Below are 17,435 nucleotides of genomic sequence, written 5' to 3'. Positions count from 1 at the left end.
CCCGTACGGCGTCGATGCCGTACGGGGGCTCTGAAGCTGCTGCGGTGATCCGCGTCTGTGCTGATCCGCGTCTGTTACGCGGCCGACTCCTCGGCCGGCCGGATCCAGAGCCGCTGTCCGATGGCGGCGGCCTGCTGGACGATCCGGTTGACGGAGGCGGCGTCCACGACCTTGCTGTCCACGGTCGTGCCGTTGACCTCGTCGAGTCGCATGATTTCGAAGCGCACGGCCTCTCCCTTCGTCTCGCTGTGTTCGTAGTAGTCAACGGGCCGCGTGTTACAAACATTCCCTTCGCTAAGGAAATTTTTCGAACAGCTAATTACCGGCCGGTAGGAGGTCATGGGGAGACCGACCGGGACCGGTTGTGTTCGCAGCGTGACCGCCGGGACAATGGAGGCGATGAACGACGACCTGGCGGCCCTCAGCGCCCGCATCGACCGCACGAACGAGCTGCTCCAGCGCATGCTCGCCGAGGTGGCGAAGACACCCTCGACCCATGCGATCTTCGTCGACGCCGGGTACCTGTACGCGGCCGCGGGGCGGCTGGTGGCGGGCACGGAGGACCGCCGCGCCTTCGACCTGGACGCCGAGGGGCTGATCGAGGCACTCATCGACCGGGCCCGCACGATCTTCGCGGACAGCAGGCTGCTCCGCGTCTACTGGTACGACGGCGCGCGGCGCCGCATCCACACCGCCGAGCAGCAGTCGATCGCCGAACTCCCGGACGTGAAGGTCCGGTTGGGCAACCTGAACGCCAACAACCAGCAGAAGGGCGTCGACTCCCTGATCAGGTCGGACCTGGAGTCACTGGCCAGACACCGGGCGATCAGCGATGCGGCGCTGCTGGGCGGCGACGAGGACCTGGTGTCGGCGGTCGAGGCGGCGCAGGGGTACGGGGCGCGCGTCCACCTGTGGGGCATCGAGGCCCCCGAGGGACGCAACCAGGCGGAGCCCCTGCTCTGGGAGGTCGACAGCCAGCGCACCCTCGACCTCGACTTCTTCAAGCCGTACGTCTCCCGGCGCACCGCGGCCGCCTACGAGGCCACCGCCGCCCGGCCCACCCGCGAGGACGTCCGCTTCGTCGGCGCGCAGATCGCGGCGAAGTGGCTGGCGGCGCGGGGCCGCGACTCCCTGGCGGAACTGCTGCCCGGCCACCCCTACCTGCCCGGCTCGGTCGACCAGGACCTGCTGGTGGAGGCGGAGGGCCTGCTGCAGTACTCCCTGCGCGGCCAGGCGGACCTGCGGCGCGCGCTGCGGGACGGGTTCTGGGAGCACCTGCAGGCGCAGTACTAGCCGGCTGTTCTTGCGGCTACCGGCTCTGGTTGCTGCGGTCCCAGAAGTCGGCGAAGGCCCGGGCCGTATCGAGGGGCCTGTCGGTGTTGGGGGAGTGTTCGGCGCCCTGGACGACGGTGCGATGCGCGCGCAGGCGCAGCGCCATGTCGTCGAGCAGGGTCACCGGCCAGGTGTCGTCGCGGGAACCCGACAGGACATGGAACGGCAGTGGTACGGCGGCCAGCTCGGCCACGCGGTCCGGTTCCACGCACAACTGGCGGCCCGTGGCGATGAGTTGGGCCGGCTTGTTGCCCAGCCAGCGGCGGCGCAGGTCGTCCTGGTCGTCGAGGCCGCCGTCCAGCTCCCCGGACTCCCCGGTCTCGGTCTCCTCCGGCGCCTCCATGGCCTGGATCGCCTCCCACACCTCGGCCATGCTCATCACGGCGAGCGCGTCCCTCAGCAGCTTGACGCGCTGCTGCTGGGAGCCGGAGATCTGGGCGGGGCCGGAGGCCATGAGGGTGAAGGACAGGAAGGGGGCGTGGTCCAGCAGGACCGCGGCGCGCGCGATCTGCCCGCCGAGGGAGTGGCCCACCAGGTGCACGGGGGTGCCGAGGGCGGCGGCCTGGGCGAGCACGTCCTGCGCCAACTCGGCCTGGGCGTAGGCCGATTCGTCGTCCTCGGGTCCATCGGACTCGAACTGCCCCCGTCCGTCCACCGCGACGGTCCGGTAGCCGCGTGCCGCGAGCGGCTGGTGCAGCGGGTTGTAGTCCTCCTTGCTGCCGGTGAACCCGGGTAGCAGCAGCGCGGTTCCCTTGGGGGCGACGCCGTCCGGCACGGGCGCATCGACGACGGCGAACTCTCCGCGCCCGGTGCGCAGCGAGTACGCGCGGGCGCCGGGGGGCGGGGTGAAGGTCGGGGGCCTGCTCATGAGGTGAGGTTATCGGGCCGGGGTGTCGGGGAGGCGGACGGGCTGGGGCATCCGGGGTGGCAGGGGAGGGCTGTGCGGGTTTCTGGCAGCCGCGGAGGAAGGCCGCGGGCACGCGTGCAGGTGTGGGAATCCGGGTTGGGGTATCCGGGGTGAGCGGGGAGGGGCGTGCGGGTTTCTGGCAGCTGCGGAGGAAGCCCGACGGGCACGCATGTAGGTGTGGGAACCCGGGCTGGGGCATCCGGGGTGGCCGGGGAGGGCTCTGTGGGTTTCTGGCAGCCGCGGAGGAAGGCCGCCGGGCACGCATGTAGGTGTGGAAACGCCGACGGCCCGGCCGAGGTGAGTCGGGCCGGGCCGTCGGTGAGTGAGCGGTCAGCTCTCCGCGGGCTCCGCGGCGGCCGTGGCCTTCCGCGTGCGACGCGTCCTGGGCTTCGCCTCGGCCGTGTCGGCAGTGGCCTCGGCGGATGCCGCGGCCTTGCGGGTGCGGGGCTTGGCCACGGGCTCCTCGGCGGCCTGCGCCGGGATCTCGGCCACAGCGGCGGCCTTGCGGGTACGGCGCGGCTTGGCCTCCGCGGCCTCGACCGTGTCGACCGCGGCGGTCGCTGCCTTCCCTGCACGGGTGCGGGGCTTCGCCTCCTCGGTGGTCTCCACGGCGGCCGCCGTCTTGCGCGTGCGGCGCGGCTTGGCCTCCGTACCCTCCGCCGTGTCGACAGCGGCCTCGGCTGCAGCCGCCACCTTGCGCGTACGGCGCGGGTTCGCCACCTCCGGCGCCGAGGCGGCGTCGGCGGACTCGGCGACCTTGCGGGTACGCCGACGGGGCGCGGCCTCGGCGGCTTCGGCCGTGTCGACCGCCGCCTCCGCGGCGGCGGCCGCCTTGCGGGTCCGGGTGCGCGGCTTGGCCTCGGTGGCCTCGGCGGTGTCGACCGCGGCGGTCGCTGCCTTCCGCGCACGGGTGCGGGGCTTGGCCTCGGGCTCCTCGGCGGCCTGCGCCGGGATCTCGGCCACGGCAGCGGCCTTGCGGGTACGGCGAGGCTTCGCCTCGGCCGCCTCGGCGGTGGAGTCTGCGGCAGCCGCGGTCTTGCGGGTCCGCGTGCGCGGCTTGGCCTCCGCGGCCTCGGCCGTGTCGACCGCGGTTTCCGCGGCGGCGGCCGCCTTGCGGGTGCGGCGCGGCTTGGCTTCCGTGCTCTCGGCGGTGTCGACCGCGGCCTCGGCCGCAGCGGTCGCCTTGCGGGTCCGGGTGCGCGGCTTGGCTTCCGTGGCCTCGGCCGTGTCGACTGCAGCCTCCGCGGGGGCGGCCGTCTTGCGGGTCCGGCGGGGCTTGGCTTCGGTGGCCTCGACCGTGTCGACCGTGGCCACCGCCGCGGCCGCTGCCTTGCGGGTGCGCCGGCGCGGTGCGGTCTCCGTCGGCTCCGGGGCCGACTCGGCGGTGTCGACGGCGGTTTCTGCCGCGGCCGCAGCCTTGCGGGTCCGGGTGCGCGGCTTGGCCTCCGTGGCCTCGGCCGTGTCGACCGTGGCCTCCGCGGCGGCCGTCGCCTTGCGGGTACGGCGGCGCGGCGTGGTGGCGGGAGCCTCGGGCTCCGTGGCCTCCACCGTCGCCGGAGCCTCGGCGGCAAGCGACTCCGCAGCCGTCGTGACCTCCGCGGACCTGCGGTTGCGGCGACGGCGCGGCTGCGACGGAGCCTCGGGGGCGTCCAGGGCGGGGCCCTCCGCCGTGGTGACGGCGACTTCCGCGGCCTCGGGTGCCGTGGCGGCGGCCGTCACCGGCTCCGACGCCGAACCGCCACGGGTGCGGCGACGGCGACGCGGAGTGCGGGGGCCGGACGTCTCCTCGGGGGAGGAGGTCTCCGACACGACCTCGGGCGTGGCCGTTCCGTCCAGCGGCGTGCCGTTGCGCGTGCGGCGGCGACGACGCGGCGTACGGGCCGGGCGCTCGCGGTCGGCGGAGCGGGACTCGTCCCGGCCGCCACGGCCACCCCGGTCACCGCGACCGCGGCCACCGCGGCCGCCGGTCTCGCCCAGGTCCTCCAGCTCCTCCGCGTCGAGGCCCGCACGCGTGCGCTCGGCACGCGGCAGGACACCCTTGGTGCCCGCGGGGATGTTCAGCTCCTCGAAGAGGTGCGGGGAGGTGGAGTACGTCTCCGGCGGATCGTTGAAGGAAAGCTCCAGCGCCTTGTTGATCAGCTGCCAGCGCGGGATGTCGTCCCAGTCGACGAGGGTGATCGCGATGCCCTTGGCGCCCGCGCGGCCGGTGCGGCCGATGCGGTGCAGGTACGTCTTCTCCTCTTCCGGCGACTGGTAGTTGATGACGTGCGTCACGCCCTCGACGTCGATGCCGCGGGCGGCGACGTCGGTGCAGACGAGGACGTCCACCTTGCCGTTGCGGAAGGCGCGCAGCGCCTGCTCGCGGGCGCCCTGGCCGAGGTCGCCGTGGACCGCGCCGGCCGCGAAACCGCGCTGCTTGAGCTGGTCGGCGAGGTCGGCCGCGGTGCGCTTCGTGCGGCAGAAGACCATGGCCAGTCCCCGGCCGTCGGCCTGCAGTATGCGCGCGACCATCTCGGGCTTGTCCATGTTGTGCGCGCGGTACACGTGCTGCGAGGTGTTCGCGACCGTCGCGCCCTGGTCGTCCGGCGCGGTGGCGCGGATGTGCGTGGGCTGCGACATGTAGCGGCGGGCGAGACCGATGACGGCGCCCGGCATGGTCGCCGAGAACAGCATGGTCTGACGGCGGGCCGGCAGCAGGTTGATGATCTTCTCGACATCGGGCAGGAAGCCCAGGTCGAGCATCTCGTCGGCCTCGTCGAGGACAAGGGCCTTGACGTGCTTGAGGTTGAGCTTCTTCTGGCCCGCGAGGTCGAGGAGCCGGCCCGGGGTGCCGACGACCACGTCGACGCCCTGCTTGAGGGCCTCGACCTGGGGCTCGTAGGCCCGGCCGCCGTAGATGGCGAGGACGCGCACGTTGCGCACCTTGCCCGCGGTCAGCAGGTCGTTGGTGACCTGCGTGCACAGCTCGCGCGTGGGGACGACGACGAGCGCCTGCGGGGTGTCGGTGAGGTCCTCGGGCTTCGCGCGGCCCGCCTCCACGTCCGCGGGGACGGTGACGCGCTCGAGGAGCGGAAGGCCGAAGCCCAGCGTCTTGCCGGTGCCGGTCTTGGCCTGGCCGATGACGTCCGTGCCGGAGAGGGCGACGGGGAGGGTCATCTCCTGGATGGGGAAGGGGGTGATGATGCCGACGGCCTCGAGGGCCTCGGCGGTCTCGGGAAGGATGCCGAGATCTCTGAACGTGGTAGTCAGGGTGCTGCCTCTTCTGTGTGCGCGGTGCGAGGCGAGCGCGGGGGTCTTTGACGGACCGTGCCGGGGGACGTCGGCTGCCTTACGGGCTTGCCGTAACGCACGGGACCACTGCCGACGCTCTAGCGCTCGTACCGCTGAGGGGGTCCCTCCGGGCGCCATACGCAATGTGCCGTATGGAAATGGAGGGCTGTCGGGTCGGAGCCGATCGGGCCACCGACCGGGCATCCTCATACGTGCGGCCCGTCGATTAGTCGGCAGGCGCATTAGCACCATACCCCGGAATCACGCACACGCGATGGCCGATTTGGTCACGTAGCCGTCATCACACTGATTGACCAGGGACTTCCACGGCTCGGCGAGCGGACTATTGTGCGCTTCATGACGACGCCTGACAACACCTCTGACGCACCCGCCGAGCACACCGGAGTGGCCGCCCAGGACTGGGACCAGGCCTCCGCAGACCCCCAGTACCGGGCCGCGGTCGTCGACCTCCTCGGTGCCCTCGCGTACGGCGAACTCGCGGCGTTCGAGCGGCTCGCGGAGGACGCCAAGCTGGCGCCGACGCTCGCGGACAAGGCGGAGCTGGCGAAGATGGCGTCGGCGGAGTTCCACCACTTCGAGCGGCTGCGCGACCGGCTCACGGAGATCGGCGAGGAGCCCACGCGCGCGATGGAGCCGTTCGTCGCCGCGCTGGACGGCTTCCACAAGCAGACGGCGCCCTCGGACTGGCTGGAGGGGCTCGTCAAGGCCTACGTCGGCGACTCCATCGCCAGTGACTTCTACCGCGAGGTCGCCGCGCGGCTCGACACGGACTCGCGTGAGCTGGTGCTGGCCGTTCTGGACGACACCGGGCACGCCGGTTTCGCCGTGGAGAAGGTGCGCGCCGCGATCGACGCCGATCCGCGGGTCGGCGGCCGTCTCGCGCTGTGGGCCCGGCGTCTCATGGGCGAGGCCCTGTCGCAGTCCCAGCGGGTGGTCGCGGACCGGGACGCGCTGTCGACGATGCTGGTCGGCGGTGTAGCGGACGGCTTCGACCTCGCCGAGGTCGGCCGGATGTTCTCCCGGATCACCGAGGCCCACACCAAGCGGATGGCCGCCCTGGGGCTTGCCGCCTAGCTCTCGCCTCCCTGGTCGTCCCGGTCGGGGCTACGCCGGCGCTGATCGCCGGCGGAGTCTCCCGGCCGGGCGCACCAGCAGCGACAGCGAGGCCGCGGAGACGATCGCCGCGCCGATCAGGATGAACACGATGTTGCCGGGGTCCAGCGCGCTGTGCGTCACAAAGGCGCCGAAGAGGGCTCCGGCGACACCGGTCGCGAGCACCAGGGAACGGGTGGGCAGACGGTTGGACAGGCGGCGGATCGCCGCCCATGCCAGCAAGAGACCGAGGAGTGCGGAGCCGAGCGCTTCGAACAACATCATGAGGTCCCTCCCACACGGCCACACTGCCCATCACGGTCGTAGCCCGTCATACCCGTGACCTGCGGAATACAATCCTCCCCTGTGCGTGACTTGTGCTCCAGATGTGGAGAAAAAAAATCTTGGGGTGAAACGTGAGGGGCCCGGCGACCGATGGTCGCCGGGCCCCTCACGTGATGTGTGCCTACAGCGCTCCGAAGCCCACCTTGCGCGGGGCCGGCTCGCCGAGCTCGACATAGGCGAGGCGCTCTGCCGGGACGAGGACCTTGCGGCCGTGCTCGTCCACGAGGGAAAGCAGCTGCGACTTGCCCGCCAGGGCGTCGGCCACGATCCGCTCGACCTCCTCGGCACTCTGACCGCTCTCCAGAACGATCTCGCGGGGCGCGTGCTGCACGCCGATCTTGACCTCCACGGCTATGTCCCTCCGACGGTCAGTGATGTGCGCGACCTATACGCGCCGTACCCAGCACACATTAGCCCGGTGAGGGGACGTACACGCTCCGCGCCTGCACGCCAGGAGCGAACAGCCGACGGGAACAAACGACCTGCACGCACGCGTGCGCGTCAGTGGTGCTGGTCGGTGCCGTGCAGCGGGAAGCCCGCGATACCGCGCCAGGCGAGCGAGGTCAGCAACTGCACCGCCTGGTCGCGCGGCACACTGCGGTCGCTGTGCAGCCAGGAGCGGGCCACCACCTGGGCGAGGCCGCCGAGACCGGACGCCAGCAGCATCGACTCCGCGCGCGAGAGGCCGGTGTCCTCGGCGATGACCTCGCAGATCGCCTCCGCGCACTCGGTCGTGACCTTGTCGACACGCTCACGCACCGCGGGCTCGTTCGTCAGGTCGGACTCGAAGACCAGACGGAAGGCGCCGCCGTCGTCCTCGACGTACGCGAAATAGGCGTCCATCGTCGCCCGCACGCGCTGCTTGTTGTCGGTTGTCGACGCGAGCGCTCCGCGTACCGCCCCGATCAGCGACTCGCAGTGCTGGTCCAGCAGCGCGAGGTAGAGGTCGAGCTTGCCCGGGAAGTGCTGGTAGAGCACCGGCTTGCTGACCCCGGCGCGCTCGGCGATGTCGTCCATCGCGGCCGCGTGGTACCCCTGCGCCACAAAGACTTCCTGCGCGGCGCCCAGCAACTGGTTCCGTCGGGCACGGCGCGGCAGGCGGGTGCCCCGCGGGCGCGCCGCCTCTGTCTGCTCGATGGCTGTCACGCCGCCTCCCAATATCGTCCACATGCGGTGTGCGCCGCGCCGCCATCGTACTTTTCGGTAACCCCGGTGTGCGCGGTGCGAGCGCAGAATTTCACGGACCGGACGGCGGCGAAAGCCGTTCAGAGGGTTTCAAAACGGTTTGAAGCGGGCAGCAGGTCGCCTCGTTCCAGCTCAGCCGCACCCTCCGGCGCCCCCGCATCCGCCGTCAGCGGTAGTCGTCCTCGTCGATGGAGACGACGCGGTGCTGTTCGACGAGGTCGGCCTCGTTCGCGCGGGCCGGGTCCACGTCCTCAAGAGGGTCGTCGCGGTCCGGTACGGGGTGCGCGTACTGTTCCGCGGCATCGTTCTCCGGGGCCTCGACGTCGACCTCCTGGGCTTCCCGGGTGTCCTCGTTCTCGAACGTCTCCGGATCGGTGGGGTCTACGGCCATGGTTGGGCTCCCTTCCTACGAATGTCCCTGGAAGAAGCAGGGGCCACAGCGGGTGCCCTCTGTACGAGCCTAGGAGACACCCGATCCGGACGCTATGCGGTGTGCATGCAATCTGTGACGGCGAACACATGAGCCACTGCGTGATCGTCTCGTAACATTGGCGCATGTCTTCGACCGAGCTGCCCTCCGTGCCGGCGACCAATGCGCTCCCGAAGGTGGCGCCCGTCAGGATCGCGGACGGTGAGCGGCTCAGGTCGGTCGGGCTGCCGGGGATCACACTGGCGGTGCGGTCGAGACCACCCGCCCGTGAGGGACTGCCGCCCGCGCTGTACGTCCATGGGCTCGGCGGTTCCTCGCAGAACTGGTCTGCGCTGATGCAGCAGCTGGAGGGCTTCGTCGACGGTGAGGCCGTCGATCTGCCGGGCTTCGGCGACTCGCCGCCGCCGGACGACGGCGACTACTCGGTGACCGGGCACGCGCGCGCGGTCATTCGTTTTCTCGACTCGGCCGGACGCGGGCCTGTGCACCTCTTCGGCAACTCGCTCGGCGGCTCCGTCGCCACGCGCGTCGCGGCGCTGCGGCCCGACCTCGTACGGACGCTCACGCTGGTGTCACCGGCGCTGCCGGAGATCCGCGTCCAGCGGACCGCGGTCCCCACGGCGCTGCTGGCGCTGCCCGGGGTCGCCGGACTCTTCACCCGGTTCACCAAGGAGTGGTCTGCGGAGGAGCGGGTCCGCGGGGTCATGGCGCTCTGCTACGGCGACCCCGGGCGGGTCACACCGGAAGGTTTCCGCAATGCGGTCGAGGAGATGGAGCGGCGCCTCCAACTGCCGTACTTCTGGGACGCGTTGACGCGCTCCGCACGCGGCGTGGTGAACGCCTACACCTTGGGCGGTCAGCACGGCCTGTGGCGCCAGGCCGAGCGCGTCCTCGCCCCGACCCTGCTCGTCTACGGCGGCCGCGACCAGCTCGTCGGCTTCCGCATGGCCCAGCGGGCGGCCCGCGCCTTCCGCGACTCCCGCCTGATCACCCTGCCGGAGGCGGGGCACGTGGCGATGATGGAGTACCCGGAGACGGTGGCCCGGGCCTTCGGCGAACTCCTCGGGGAGAAGGGCGAGTTGGCCGACGGTTTCCCTGCCGCGGAGCCGGCCCTCGAAGGCGCGGCTTCCCCTGACGGAGGTGGCACGGCCGTCGACGACGGCGAGGCCGCCACCGAGAGCGCGGGGAGCTGAGAGCCGACGTGGGACGCCACAGCCGCCGCGGGGGCGCTGCCGCCGCGAAGGGTGACGCCGGGGACGTAGGTGCGGAGCGGGGAGCGAGGGGAGCGGGGGGACCTGCAGGAGCTGGGAGCGCCGGGGGCACTGCGGGCGCTGCGGGAGCCGGGGGCGGTCGCGGATCCGGGAGTGCCGGGGGTGTCCGCGGCGCCGGGCCGGCGCAGAGCGGTTGGCCGGGTGCGGGGCCGGGCGGCGCGGGTGGCCGCCGGGTGCCTGGGCCGTCGGCCGGGCAGCAGGGGGCTCCGGTGTACGGGGCGCCGAGGACGGCGGACGGTACGCCCGCGCGCGGGGTGCCGCGATTCCCTGACGGCACGCCTGCTCATGGGGTGCCGCGGCTGCCTGATGGGACGCCGGCGCGTGGTGTGCCGCGTTTTGCTGACGGCACTCCTGCTCATGGGGTGCCGCGGTTTGCGGACGGTACGCCTGCGCACGGTGTTCCCCGTCTCGCCGACGGCACCCCCGCATGCGGCACCCCCCAGGTCCGCAGTGGTCACCCCGAGCAGCACGAAGCCGGGGGCGGATGGGGTGAGTTGAGGGCACCGGGTGGTGCAGGGCCCGGGGTTGCCATTCCGCGGCAGCGGCAGGCGCCCTCCGGAGCGCCGCGGCAGGACTACCTCGACGCCTTCGGCGAGGACGACGACGTCTTCGCGCCCCGTACCGGCGTCCCCGCGCACGCCTCGGAGCCGTATGCCTCGGTCACCGACTGGGATCCCCGCACCGGTGTCGGCGTCCCCTCCGAGACCGACGACGACGCGCCGCCGACCGGTGTGCCCGCGCAGGTCAGGGGCAGCAAGGGGCGGACGTTCACCGGTATCGCGGCTGCCGCCGTCACCACGGTGCTGGCCGTCATCGTCGCCGGCCAGGTCGCGAACGGGCGCGACGACGCCGACGTGGGGACGCAGTCGGCCACCGACCAGGCGCGGGACGCCCGGGACTCGGGGCCGTCGCCGTCCTCGTCGCCGAGCGTGGCGACACTGACGTATGCGCAGGCGATGGGGGAGAAGTACCCGCTCAGCGCCACGCTCAAGGGGTCGGGGAAGTTCGACGCGGTCTCCGGGTTCGACAAGGCGCCGGGCACGGGACGGAAGTACACCTACCGCGTGGACGTGGAGCAGGGACTCGGGCTCGACGGTGAACTCTTCGCCCAGGCCGTGCAGAAGACGCTCAACGACGACCGGAGCTGGGCCCACAGCGGCGCCCGCACCTTCGAGCGCATCTACACCGGCAGGCCCGACTTCGTGATCACGCTCGCCAGCCCCGGCACCACGGCGAAATGGTGCGCCAAGTCCGGTCTCGACACCACCGAGGACAACGTCTCCTGCGACTCGGCCTCCACCGAGCGCGTGATGATCAACGCGTACAGGTGGGCGCAGGGGTCGAAGACATACGGTGATCAAATTCACGCCTACCGGCAGATGCTGATCAACCACGAGGTCGGCCACCGGCTCGGCTACAGCCATGTCACCTGCAGCAAGAACGGCCAGCTCGCGCCGGTCATGCAGCAGCAGACCAAGTTCCTCGACCACGACGGGATCCACTGTCTGCCCAACCCCTGGCCATATCCCGGGAGTTGACAGGCGCCACAGGCGTCACATTGACATGCCCAGAAAGTTCATACATATTTCTGGGCATGTCGACCCCCCACGCCATCGCATGCGCCGCCATAGAGCTGGCGCTCATCGGCGTGACGCCGCTCTGCGTGGCCGACATCCACTGTCGCTGACTGCTCGCCCTCAGGCGTTCGCGTCGCGATCTTCTTCCCTTCCGTGACTCGGTCACGGTTTTCGACGACCTGACGCCCGGGCAGAGGTCTGTTCACTTTCGTCTCACTCCTCGTCCATCTGTCTCAGTATTCGAGAGGTCGTCATTCCGATGCGTCAACCGTCCGTCAGAGCGCGCCGCGTGGCCGCTGCATCCGTAGGCCTGGTACTGGCGGCGGGCGCCGCCGCCTGCGGGCCGAAGGACAACGATGCCAAGGGCTCCGGTGGCGACTCCACGCCGCACAAGGGCGGCACCCTGACGGTGCTGAACGCCGGCCCTACGGAGAACTTCGACCCGGCCCGCCTGTACACCTCCGGCGGCGGCAACGTCCCGTCCCTGGTCTTCCGTACACTCACCACCCGCAACCGCGAGAACGGCGCGGCCGGCGCCAAGGTCGTCCCCGACCTCGCCACCGACACCGGGCGCCCCAACAAGGACGCGACCGTGTGGACGTACACCCTGAAGAAGGGCCTCAAGTACGAGGACGGCACGGCGATCACGTCCGCCGACATCAAGTACGGCATCGAGCGCTCCTTTGCACCCGAACTGTCCGGCGGCGCCCCCTACTTGAGGGACTGGCTGGTCGGCGCGGCCGACTACCAGGGGCCGTACAAGGACAAGAAGGGCCTGTCGGCGATCGAGACGCCGGACGCCCGGATCATCGTCTTCCATCTGAACAAGCCCGAGGGCGAGTTCCCGTACCTGGCCACGCAGACGCAGTTCACGCCCGTCCCGAAGGGCAAGGACACGGGTACGAGGTACGCGGAGCACCCGGTCTCGTCCGGCCCGTACAAGGTCGTGAAGAACGAGAACAACGGCGAGCACATCGTCCTCGAGCGCAACACGTACTGGTCGACCGCGACCGACGCCGAGCGCAAGGCCTATCCGGACAAGGTCGACGTGAAGTCGGGCCTGGACTCGTCCGTGATCAACCAGCGGCTGTCCGCGTCTCAGGGTGCGGACGCGACCTCCGTCACGGTGGACACCAACCTCGGTCCGGCCGAGCTCGCCAAGGTGACGGGCGACAAGGAACTTGCCTCTCGCGTCGGTACCGGCCACTTCGGCTACACGAACTACATAGCGTTCAACCCGACCGTCAAGCCGTTCAACAACGTCAAGGTGCGCCAGGCGATCTCGTACGCCATCGACCGGTCGTCCGTGATCAATGCCGCGGGCGGATCCGCGCTCGCCGAGGCCGCCACCACCTACCTGCCGAACCAGAAGTCCTTCGGCTACACGCCGTACGACCTGTTCCCGGCGGGCAGGACGGGCAACGCGGCGAAGGCCAAGGAGCTGCTGAAGGAGGCCGGTTACCCGAACGGGCTCACCGTCACGCTGACCCATTCCAACGCCAAGAACTTCGAAACCAGCCCGGAGATCGCGACCGCCGTCCAGGACGCGCTCAAGAAGGCCGGCATCACGGTCAAGCTGCAGGGTCTGGAGGACAACGACTACTCCGACACCGTCCACAGCGTGAAGACCGAGCCTGGCTTCTTCCTCGCCCACTGGGGTGCCGACTGGCCCTCCGGCGGTCCCTTCCTCGCCCCGATCTTCGACGGCCGCCAGATCGTCAAGGACGGCGCGAACTTCAACACGGGCCTGCTCAATGACAAGTCGGTCAATGCCGAGATTGACGCGATCAACAAGTTGACCGATCTTGACGCTGCCGCCAAGAGGTGGGGTGCACTGGACAAGAAGATCGGTGAGCAGGCGCTGACCGTGCCGCTGTTCCACCCCGTCTACAAGCGACTGGTCGGCAAGGACATCAGGAACGTCGTGATCAGCGACTGGACCGGTGTGCTGGACATCTCGCAGGTCGCGGTCAAGTAGCGCCGTGAGTGAGGCACTTGTCACCGCCGAGGCCGCCGGGGCGGGCGTGGAGCCTGTCCCCGGGGCCTCGGGGGCTCGTCAGTTCTGGCGGCGGCTGCGTACGCAGCGCGCCGCCCTCGTCGCGGCGGCCGTCGTCGCGCTGCTGGTCCTGGTCGCGCTCGCCGCGCCGCTGCTCACCGCCATCGAGGGCCAGGACCCGACCACCTACCATCCGTCGCTCGTCGACTCCGCGCGCGGGGGTGTGCCGATCGGGTCGTTCGGGGGGATCAGCGGGGATCACTGGCTGGGCGTGGAGCCGCAGACGGGGCGGGATCTGTTTGCGCGGCTCGTGTACGGCGCGAGGGTCTCGCTGGGGGTCGCACTGGGGGCGACCGCGGTGCAGGTCCTTCTCGGCGTCGTCGTGGGCGTCACGGCCGCGCTCGGCAACCGATGGGTTGATCAACTGTTGAGCCGGGCCGCCGACATCATCGTCGCCATGCCGCTGATGATCATGGCGTTGGCGTTGCTGGCCATCGTGCCCGGCAGCTTCCCGAGGCCGGTACTGGTCGCGCTCATCATCGGCTTCGTCGCCTGGGGCACCATCGCCAAGATCACGCGCGCCCAGACGCTCACCCTCAAGGAACTCGACTACGTCGCCGCCGCCCGGCTCAGCGGCTGGAACACCTGGCGGATCGCCCGCCGGGAGCTGCTGCCCGGCCTGGCCGCACCCGTCATCACCTATGCCGCGCTCATGGTGCCGGCGAACATCGCCATCGAGGCGGCCCTGTCCTTCCTCGGCGTCGGCGTAAAGCCGCCCACCCCGTCCTGGGGACAGATGCTCACCTCGGCCAACGTCTGGTACCAGGCGGCCCCGCAGTACCTGCTGCTGCCCGCGGGCGCCCTGTTCGTGACCGTTCTCGCGCTCACCGTCCTCGGCGACGGCGTCCGCACCGCCCTCGACCCGCGCGCGGCCTCCCGCCTGCGCGTCGGCACCGGTCGCAAGAGGGAGTCGCAGACATGAGCGGTTTCGCCGGATTCACTCTGCGCCGAGCCGTGGGCGCGGTCGTCACCCTGCTCGCGATCTCGGTGATCGTCTACGTGGTCTTCTATGCCACCCCGGGTAACGTCGCCCAGATCACCTGTGGTCCGCGCTGCTCACCGGAACAGGTCCACCAGGTCGCCCAGCAGCTCAGGCTCGACGACCCGCTGTATCTGCGTTACTGGCACTTCCTGCAGGGCATCCTCGTCGGCCAGGACTACTCGACCGGCACGTCCGTCGAGCACTGCTCGGCACCCTGCCTCGGGCTGTCGTACCAGAGTGACCAGCAGGTCATGCAGGTCATCCTGACCAAGCTCCCGGTCAGTCTGTCGCTGGTGTTCGGCGCGATGGTGCTGTGGCTCCTGCTGGGCGTCGGCACCGGTGTGCTCTCCGCCTGGCGGCGCGGCCGGTTCACCGAGCGGGCGCTGACCGGTGTGACCCTTGCGGGCGTCGCCACGCCCTCGTTCGTCATCGGTCTCGTGCTGATGATCGTGGTCTGCGGGCAGTTGGAGCTGCTTCCCTTCCCGGAGTACGTCTCCTTCTCCGACGACCCCGAGCAGTGGATGTGGAACCTGCTGCTGCCCTGGCTCACCCTCGCCCTCAGTGAGGCGGCCTACTTTGCCCGGATGACCCGGGCGTCGATGCTGGAGACCCTCGCCGAGGACCATATCCGTACGTTCCGGGCCTATGGCGTCGGCGAGCGGTCGATCGTCGGCCGCCACGCCCTGCGCGGCGCCCTCGCGCCGATCATCGCGCTGAACGCCAACGACTTCGGCGCGATGGTGGGCGGAGCCGTCCTCACCGAGACTCTCTTCGGCCTCCCCGGCATCGGCCAGGAACTCGTCCATGCCGTCAATGTGGTCGACCTTCCGGTCGTCGTCGGCATGGTCCTGGTGATCGGCTTCTTCGTGGTCCTCGCCAACGCCGTCGCGGACGTGCTGTACGCGGTGGCCGACCGACGGGTGGTACTGACGTGAGTCTCGTCCAAGTCACGGATCTGACCGTCGAGTTCGGCGACCTGCGGGCCGTCGACGGCCTCTCCTTCCGCCTGGAGCAGGGCGCCGCCCTGGCCCTGGTCGGCGAGTCCGGCTCCGGCAAGTCCACGGTGGCCTCGGCCCTGCTGGGGCTGCACCGTGGCACGGGCGCACGGGTCGGCGGCGCGATCGAGGTCGCCGGCACCGACGTACAGGAGGCGTCCGACGACGAACTGCGGCGGCTGCGCGGCGCAAAGGCCGCGATGGTCTTCCAGGACCCGCTGTCGTCCCTCGACCCGTACTACGCGATCGGCGACCAGATCGCCGAGGTGTACCGCGTGCACACGCGCGTGACACGACGGGCGGCACGCGCGCGTGCCGTGGAGGTACTGGACCGGGTTGGAATTCCGGACGCACAGCGCCGGTCCCGTTCCCGTCCGCACGAGTTCAGCGGCGGCATGCGCCAGCGCGCGCTCATCGCCATGGCGCTGGCCTGCGAGCCCGAGCTGCTGATCGCCGACGAGCCGACGACCGCGCTCGACGTGACCGTCCAGGCCCAGATCCTCGACCTGCTGCACACGCTGCGCGAGGAGACCGGCATGGGGCTGCTGCTCGTCACGCACGACGTGGGCGTCGCCGCCGAAAGCGTCGACGAGGTGCTGGTCATGCGGCACGGGCGCGTGGTCGAACACGGGCCGGTGGCGGACGTACTGGAGACACCGACGGAGGCGTACACGCGAGAGCTGCTGGCGGCGGTCCCACCGGTGGACGCGCGGCGGACGACACCCGGGGGCCTCTCGGAAGCCGTGGCGAGGGACGGCGGGGCTGTCCTGCCGGGGGCTTCGGCGGAGGACGTCGAGGCTGTCTCGGCGGAGGGTGGCCAGGCTGTCTCGTCGGTGGACGGCGAGGTTGTCGCGTCGGGTGCTGTGTCCGGGGACGGCGGGGTGGTCTCGGCGGGCGCTTCTGCGGAGGGCGGCAAGGCTGTCGTATCGGGGCGCGGCGAGGCTGTCGCGCCGGGTGCCGCGCCGGGAGACAGCGGGACTGTCTCGGCGGGCCCTGATGCGCTGGCCGCCCAGGTCGGCTTCTCGGACGCTTCGGCGGAGGGCGGGGGGGCTGCCTCTCCGGCGGCCGTGACGGAGACCGCCCGGAGGGTCTCCTCGGGCGCTTCCGTGGACGTAGTCCTGGAGGCGACCGGGCTGCGGCGTGAATTCGGGCGCGGCAAGCGGGCGTTCGCCGCCGTGGACGACGTGTCGCTGACCTTGAACCGCGGCGAGACCCTCGGCATCGTCGGTGAGAGCGGCAGCGGCAAGACGACGCTCGGGCGGATGCTGGTCGGGCTGCTTGAGCCGACGGCCGGCGAGGTCCGTTACGAGGGGCACGCGCGCGTGGGCGTGAATCCGGCCGTACAAATGGTCTTCCAGGACCCCGTCTCCTCCCTCAACCCCCGCCGCAGCGTGGGCGAGTCGATCGCCGACCCGCTACGCGCGCGTGGCGAGCGCGACGAGAAACGCATCAGGGGGCGAGTGACGGAACTGCTGGAGCGTGTGGGGCTCGACGGAGCGCACTACGACCGCTACCCGCACGAGTTCAGCGGCGGCCAGCGCCAGCGTGTCGGCATCGCGCGGGCGCTCGCGGCCGACCCGCGCGTCATCGTCTGCGACGAACCCGTCTCCGCACTGGACGTGACCACCCAGGCCCAGGTGGTCGCCCTGCTCGGCGAGTTGCAGCGCGAACTCGGGCTGGCGCTCGTCTTCGTCGCCCACGACCTCGCCGTCGTGCGCCAGGTCAGCGACCGGGTCGCGGTGATGCGGAGCGGCCGGATCGTCGAGTCCGGCCCTGCCGACGAGGTGTACGACAACCCCCAGGACCCGTACACCAGGCAGCTGCTCGCCGCCGTACCGGCACTCGACCCCCAGGTCGCGGCCCGGCGCAGGGCCGCTCGACGGGAGCTGGCCGCGGCCTGACGTAACGTAACTGCTTGATCTCTTAGCGCGATCGAACGCGATCCGCACGGGAAAGTTACGACCGTTCACCC

16 protein-coding genes are annotated in these 17,435 nt (G+C 71.0%); 9 read left to right on the top strand and 7 right to left on the bottom strand.

The features are described 5' to 3' along the window. Positions 1 to 74 precede the first annotated feature (74 nt). Positions 75 to 227, bottom strand: coding sequence for a DUF8834 family protein (locus tag P2Q00_RS32195; protein WP_185124170.1), 153 nt, complete (start codon positions 225 to 227; stop codon positions 75 to 77). Between the two features lie 172 nt (positions 228 to 399). Between P2Q00_RS32195 and P2Q00_RS32190 the strand changes: the two genes are divergently transcribed. Then, positions 400 to 1,293, top strand: coding sequence for an NYN domain-containing protein (locus tag P2Q00_RS32190; RefSeq protein WP_275776908.1), 894 nt, complete (start codon positions 400 to 402; stop codon positions 1,291 to 1,293). Positions 1,294 to 1,309: 16 nt separating this feature from the next. On the opposite strand, the gene P2Q00_RS32185 is transcribed toward P2Q00_RS32190, so the two are convergent. Both P2Q00_RS32185 and P2Q00_RS32180 read right to left on the bottom strand, forming a co-directional pair. Next, positions 1,310 to 2,200, bottom strand: coding sequence for an alpha/beta fold hydrolase (locus P2Q00_RS32185; RefSeq protein WP_275776907.1), 891 nt, complete (start codon positions 2,198 to 2,200; stop codon positions 1,310 to 1,312). A 369-nt stretch (positions 2,201 to 2,569) separates the two neighbouring features. Continuing rightward, a complete protein-coding gene (locus P2Q00_RS32180) occupies positions 2,570 to 5,395 on the bottom strand; it encodes a DEAD/DEAH box helicase (RefSeq protein ID WP_275776905.1) in 2,826 nt (941 codons plus the stop codon). Between the two features lie 471 nt (positions 5,396 to 5,866). On the opposite strand from P2Q00_RS32180, the gene P2Q00_RS32175 reads away from it, so the two are divergent. Further along, positions 5,867 to 6,604 (top strand): ferritin-like fold-containing protein, encoded by a 738-nt coding sequence (locus tag P2Q00_RS32175; protein ID WP_275776904.1) that lies wholly within the window; start codon positions 5,867 to 5,869, stop codon positions 6,602 to 6,604. A gap of 30 nt (positions 6,605 to 6,634) precedes the next feature. Here P2Q00_RS32175 and P2Q00_RS32170 read toward each other — a convergent pair whose 3' ends face one another. The 4 genes from P2Q00_RS32170 to P2Q00_RS32155 form a co-directional block, all read right to left on the bottom strand. Next, complete coding sequence (locus P2Q00_RS32170; protein ID WP_275777230.1) at positions 6,635 to 6,904, bottom strand: hypothetical protein; 270 nt, start codon at positions 6,902 to 6,904, stop codon at positions 6,635 to 6,637. Between the two features lie 184 nt (positions 6,905 to 7,088). After that, the gene (locus P2Q00_RS32165) at positions 7,089 to 7,316 is read right to left on the bottom strand and encodes a DUF3107 domain-containing protein (RefSeq protein WP_242766138.1); all 228 of its coding nucleotides are present in this window, start codon (positions 7,314 to 7,316) and stop codon (positions 7,089 to 7,091) included. Between the two features lie 152 nt (positions 7,317 to 7,468). Beyond that, positions 7,469 to 8,113: a TetR/AcrR family transcriptional regulator gene (locus P2Q00_RS32160; protein ID WP_275776901.1), complete on the bottom strand. Its 645-nt coding sequence runs from the start codon at positions 8,111 to 8,113 to the stop codon at positions 7,469 to 7,471. Between the two features lie 205 nt (positions 8,114 to 8,318). Then, complete coding sequence (locus tag P2Q00_RS32155; protein ID WP_275776900.1) at positions 8,319 to 8,543, bottom strand: hypothetical protein; 225 nt, start codon at positions 8,541 to 8,543, stop codon at positions 8,319 to 8,321. 164 nt (positions 8,544 to 8,707) lie between these two features. On the opposite strand from P2Q00_RS32155, the gene P2Q00_RS32150 reads away from it, so the two are divergent. The 7 genes from P2Q00_RS32150 to P2Q00_RS32125 all read left to right on the top strand — a co-directional run bounded on the left by P2Q00_RS32150 (position 8,708) and on the right by P2Q00_RS32125 (position 17,364). Beyond that, positions 8,708 to 9,775, top strand: coding sequence for an alpha/beta fold hydrolase (locus tag P2Q00_RS32150; protein WP_275776898.1), 1,068 nt, complete (start codon positions 8,708 to 8,710; stop codon positions 9,773 to 9,775). An 8-nt stretch (positions 9,776 to 9,783) separates the two neighbouring features. Beyond that, a complete protein-coding gene (locus P2Q00_RS32145) occupies positions 9,784 to 11,391 on the top strand; it encodes a DUF3152 domain-containing protein (protein WP_425579639.1) in 1,608 nt (535 codons plus the stop codon). A gap of 56 nt (positions 11,392 to 11,447) precedes the next feature. Beyond that, positions 11,448 to 11,540, top strand: coding sequence for an Ms4533A family Cys-rich leader peptide (locus P2Q00_RS50845; RefSeq protein WP_338059363.1), 93 nt, complete (start codon positions 11,448 to 11,450; stop codon positions 11,538 to 11,540). Between the two features lie 149 nt (positions 11,541 to 11,689). Next, entirely contained in the window at positions 11,690 to 13,408 is a 1,719-nt protein-coding gene (locus P2Q00_RS32140) for an ABC transporter substrate-binding protein (protein ID WP_275776896.1), read from the top strand. Between the two features lie 4 nt (positions 13,409 to 13,412). After that, positions 13,413 to 14,408, top strand: a complete 996-nt coding sequence (locus tag P2Q00_RS32135) for an ABC transporter permease (protein ID WP_275776894.1) — start codon at positions 13,413 to 13,415, stop codon at positions 14,406 to 14,408. Then, positions 14,405 to 15,403: an ABC transporter permease gene (locus tag P2Q00_RS32130; protein ID WP_275776892.1), complete on the top strand. Its 999-nt coding sequence runs from the start codon at positions 14,405 to 14,407 to the stop codon at positions 15,401 to 15,403. The genes P2Q00_RS32135 and P2Q00_RS32130 overlap by 4 nt, the downstream gene beginning before the upstream one ends. Next, complete coding sequence (locus P2Q00_RS32125) at positions 15,400 to 17,364, top strand: dipeptide ABC transporter ATP-binding protein (RefSeq protein WP_338059362.1); 1,965 nt, start codon at positions 15,400 to 15,402, stop codon at positions 17,362 to 17,364. Before P2Q00_RS32130 ends, P2Q00_RS32125 begins: the two co-directional genes overlap by 4 nt. Positions 17,365 to 17,435: the final 71 nt, after the last annotated feature.

Origin of the sequence: Streptomyces coacervatus (genome assembly GCF_029223485.1) — a bacterium.
Classification (GTDB): Bacteria; Actinomycetota; Actinomycetes; order Streptomycetales; family Streptomycetaceae; genus Streptomyces; species Streptomyces coacervatus.
The sequence above is the reverse complement of the archived record's forward strand: the minus strand, read 5'-3'. Positions and strand labels throughout refer to the sequence as shown.

Excerpts from the sequence above, each read along its gene's own strand:
- P2Q00_RS50845 (WP_338059363.1), top strand. The coding sequence starts at position 11,448 with ATGTCGACCCCCCACGCCATCGCATGCGCCGCCATAGAGCTGGCGCTC.
- P2Q00_RS32170 (WP_275777230.1), bottom strand. The coding sequence starts at position 6,904 with ATGTTGTTCGAAGCGCTCGGCTCCGCACTCCTCGGTCTCTTGCTGGCA.
- P2Q00_RS32140 (WP_275776896.1), top strand. The coding sequence starts at position 11,690 with ATGCGTCAACCGTCCGTCAGAGCGCGCCGCGTGGCCGCTGCATCCGTA.
- P2Q00_RS32190 (WP_275776908.1), top strand. The coding sequence starts at position 400 with ATGAACGACGACCTGGCGGCCCTCAGCGCCCGCATCGACCGCACGAAC.
- P2Q00_RS32155 (WP_275776900.1), bottom strand. The coding sequence starts at position 8,543 with ATGGCCGTAGACCCCACCGATCCGGAGACGTTCGAGAACGAGGACACC.
- P2Q00_RS32130 (WP_275776892.1), top strand. The coding sequence starts at position 14,405 with ATGAGCGGTTTCGCCGGATTCACTCTGCGCCGAGCCGTGGGCGCGGTC.
- P2Q00_RS32180 (WP_275776905.1), bottom strand. The coding sequence starts at position 5,395 with ATGACCCTCCCCGTCGCCCTCTCCGGCACGGACGTCATCGGCCAGGCC.
- P2Q00_RS32175 (WP_275776904.1), top strand. The coding sequence starts at position 5,867 with ATGACGACGCCTGACAACACCTCTGACGCACCCGCCGAGCACACCGGA.
- P2Q00_RS32185 (WP_275776907.1), bottom strand. The coding sequence starts at position 2,200 with ATGAGCAGGCCCCCGACCTTCACCCCGCCCCCCGGCGCCCGCGCGTAC.
- P2Q00_RS32150 (WP_275776898.1), top strand. The coding sequence starts at position 8,708 with ATGTCTTCGACCGAGCTGCCCTCCGTGCCGGCGACCAATGCGCTCCCG.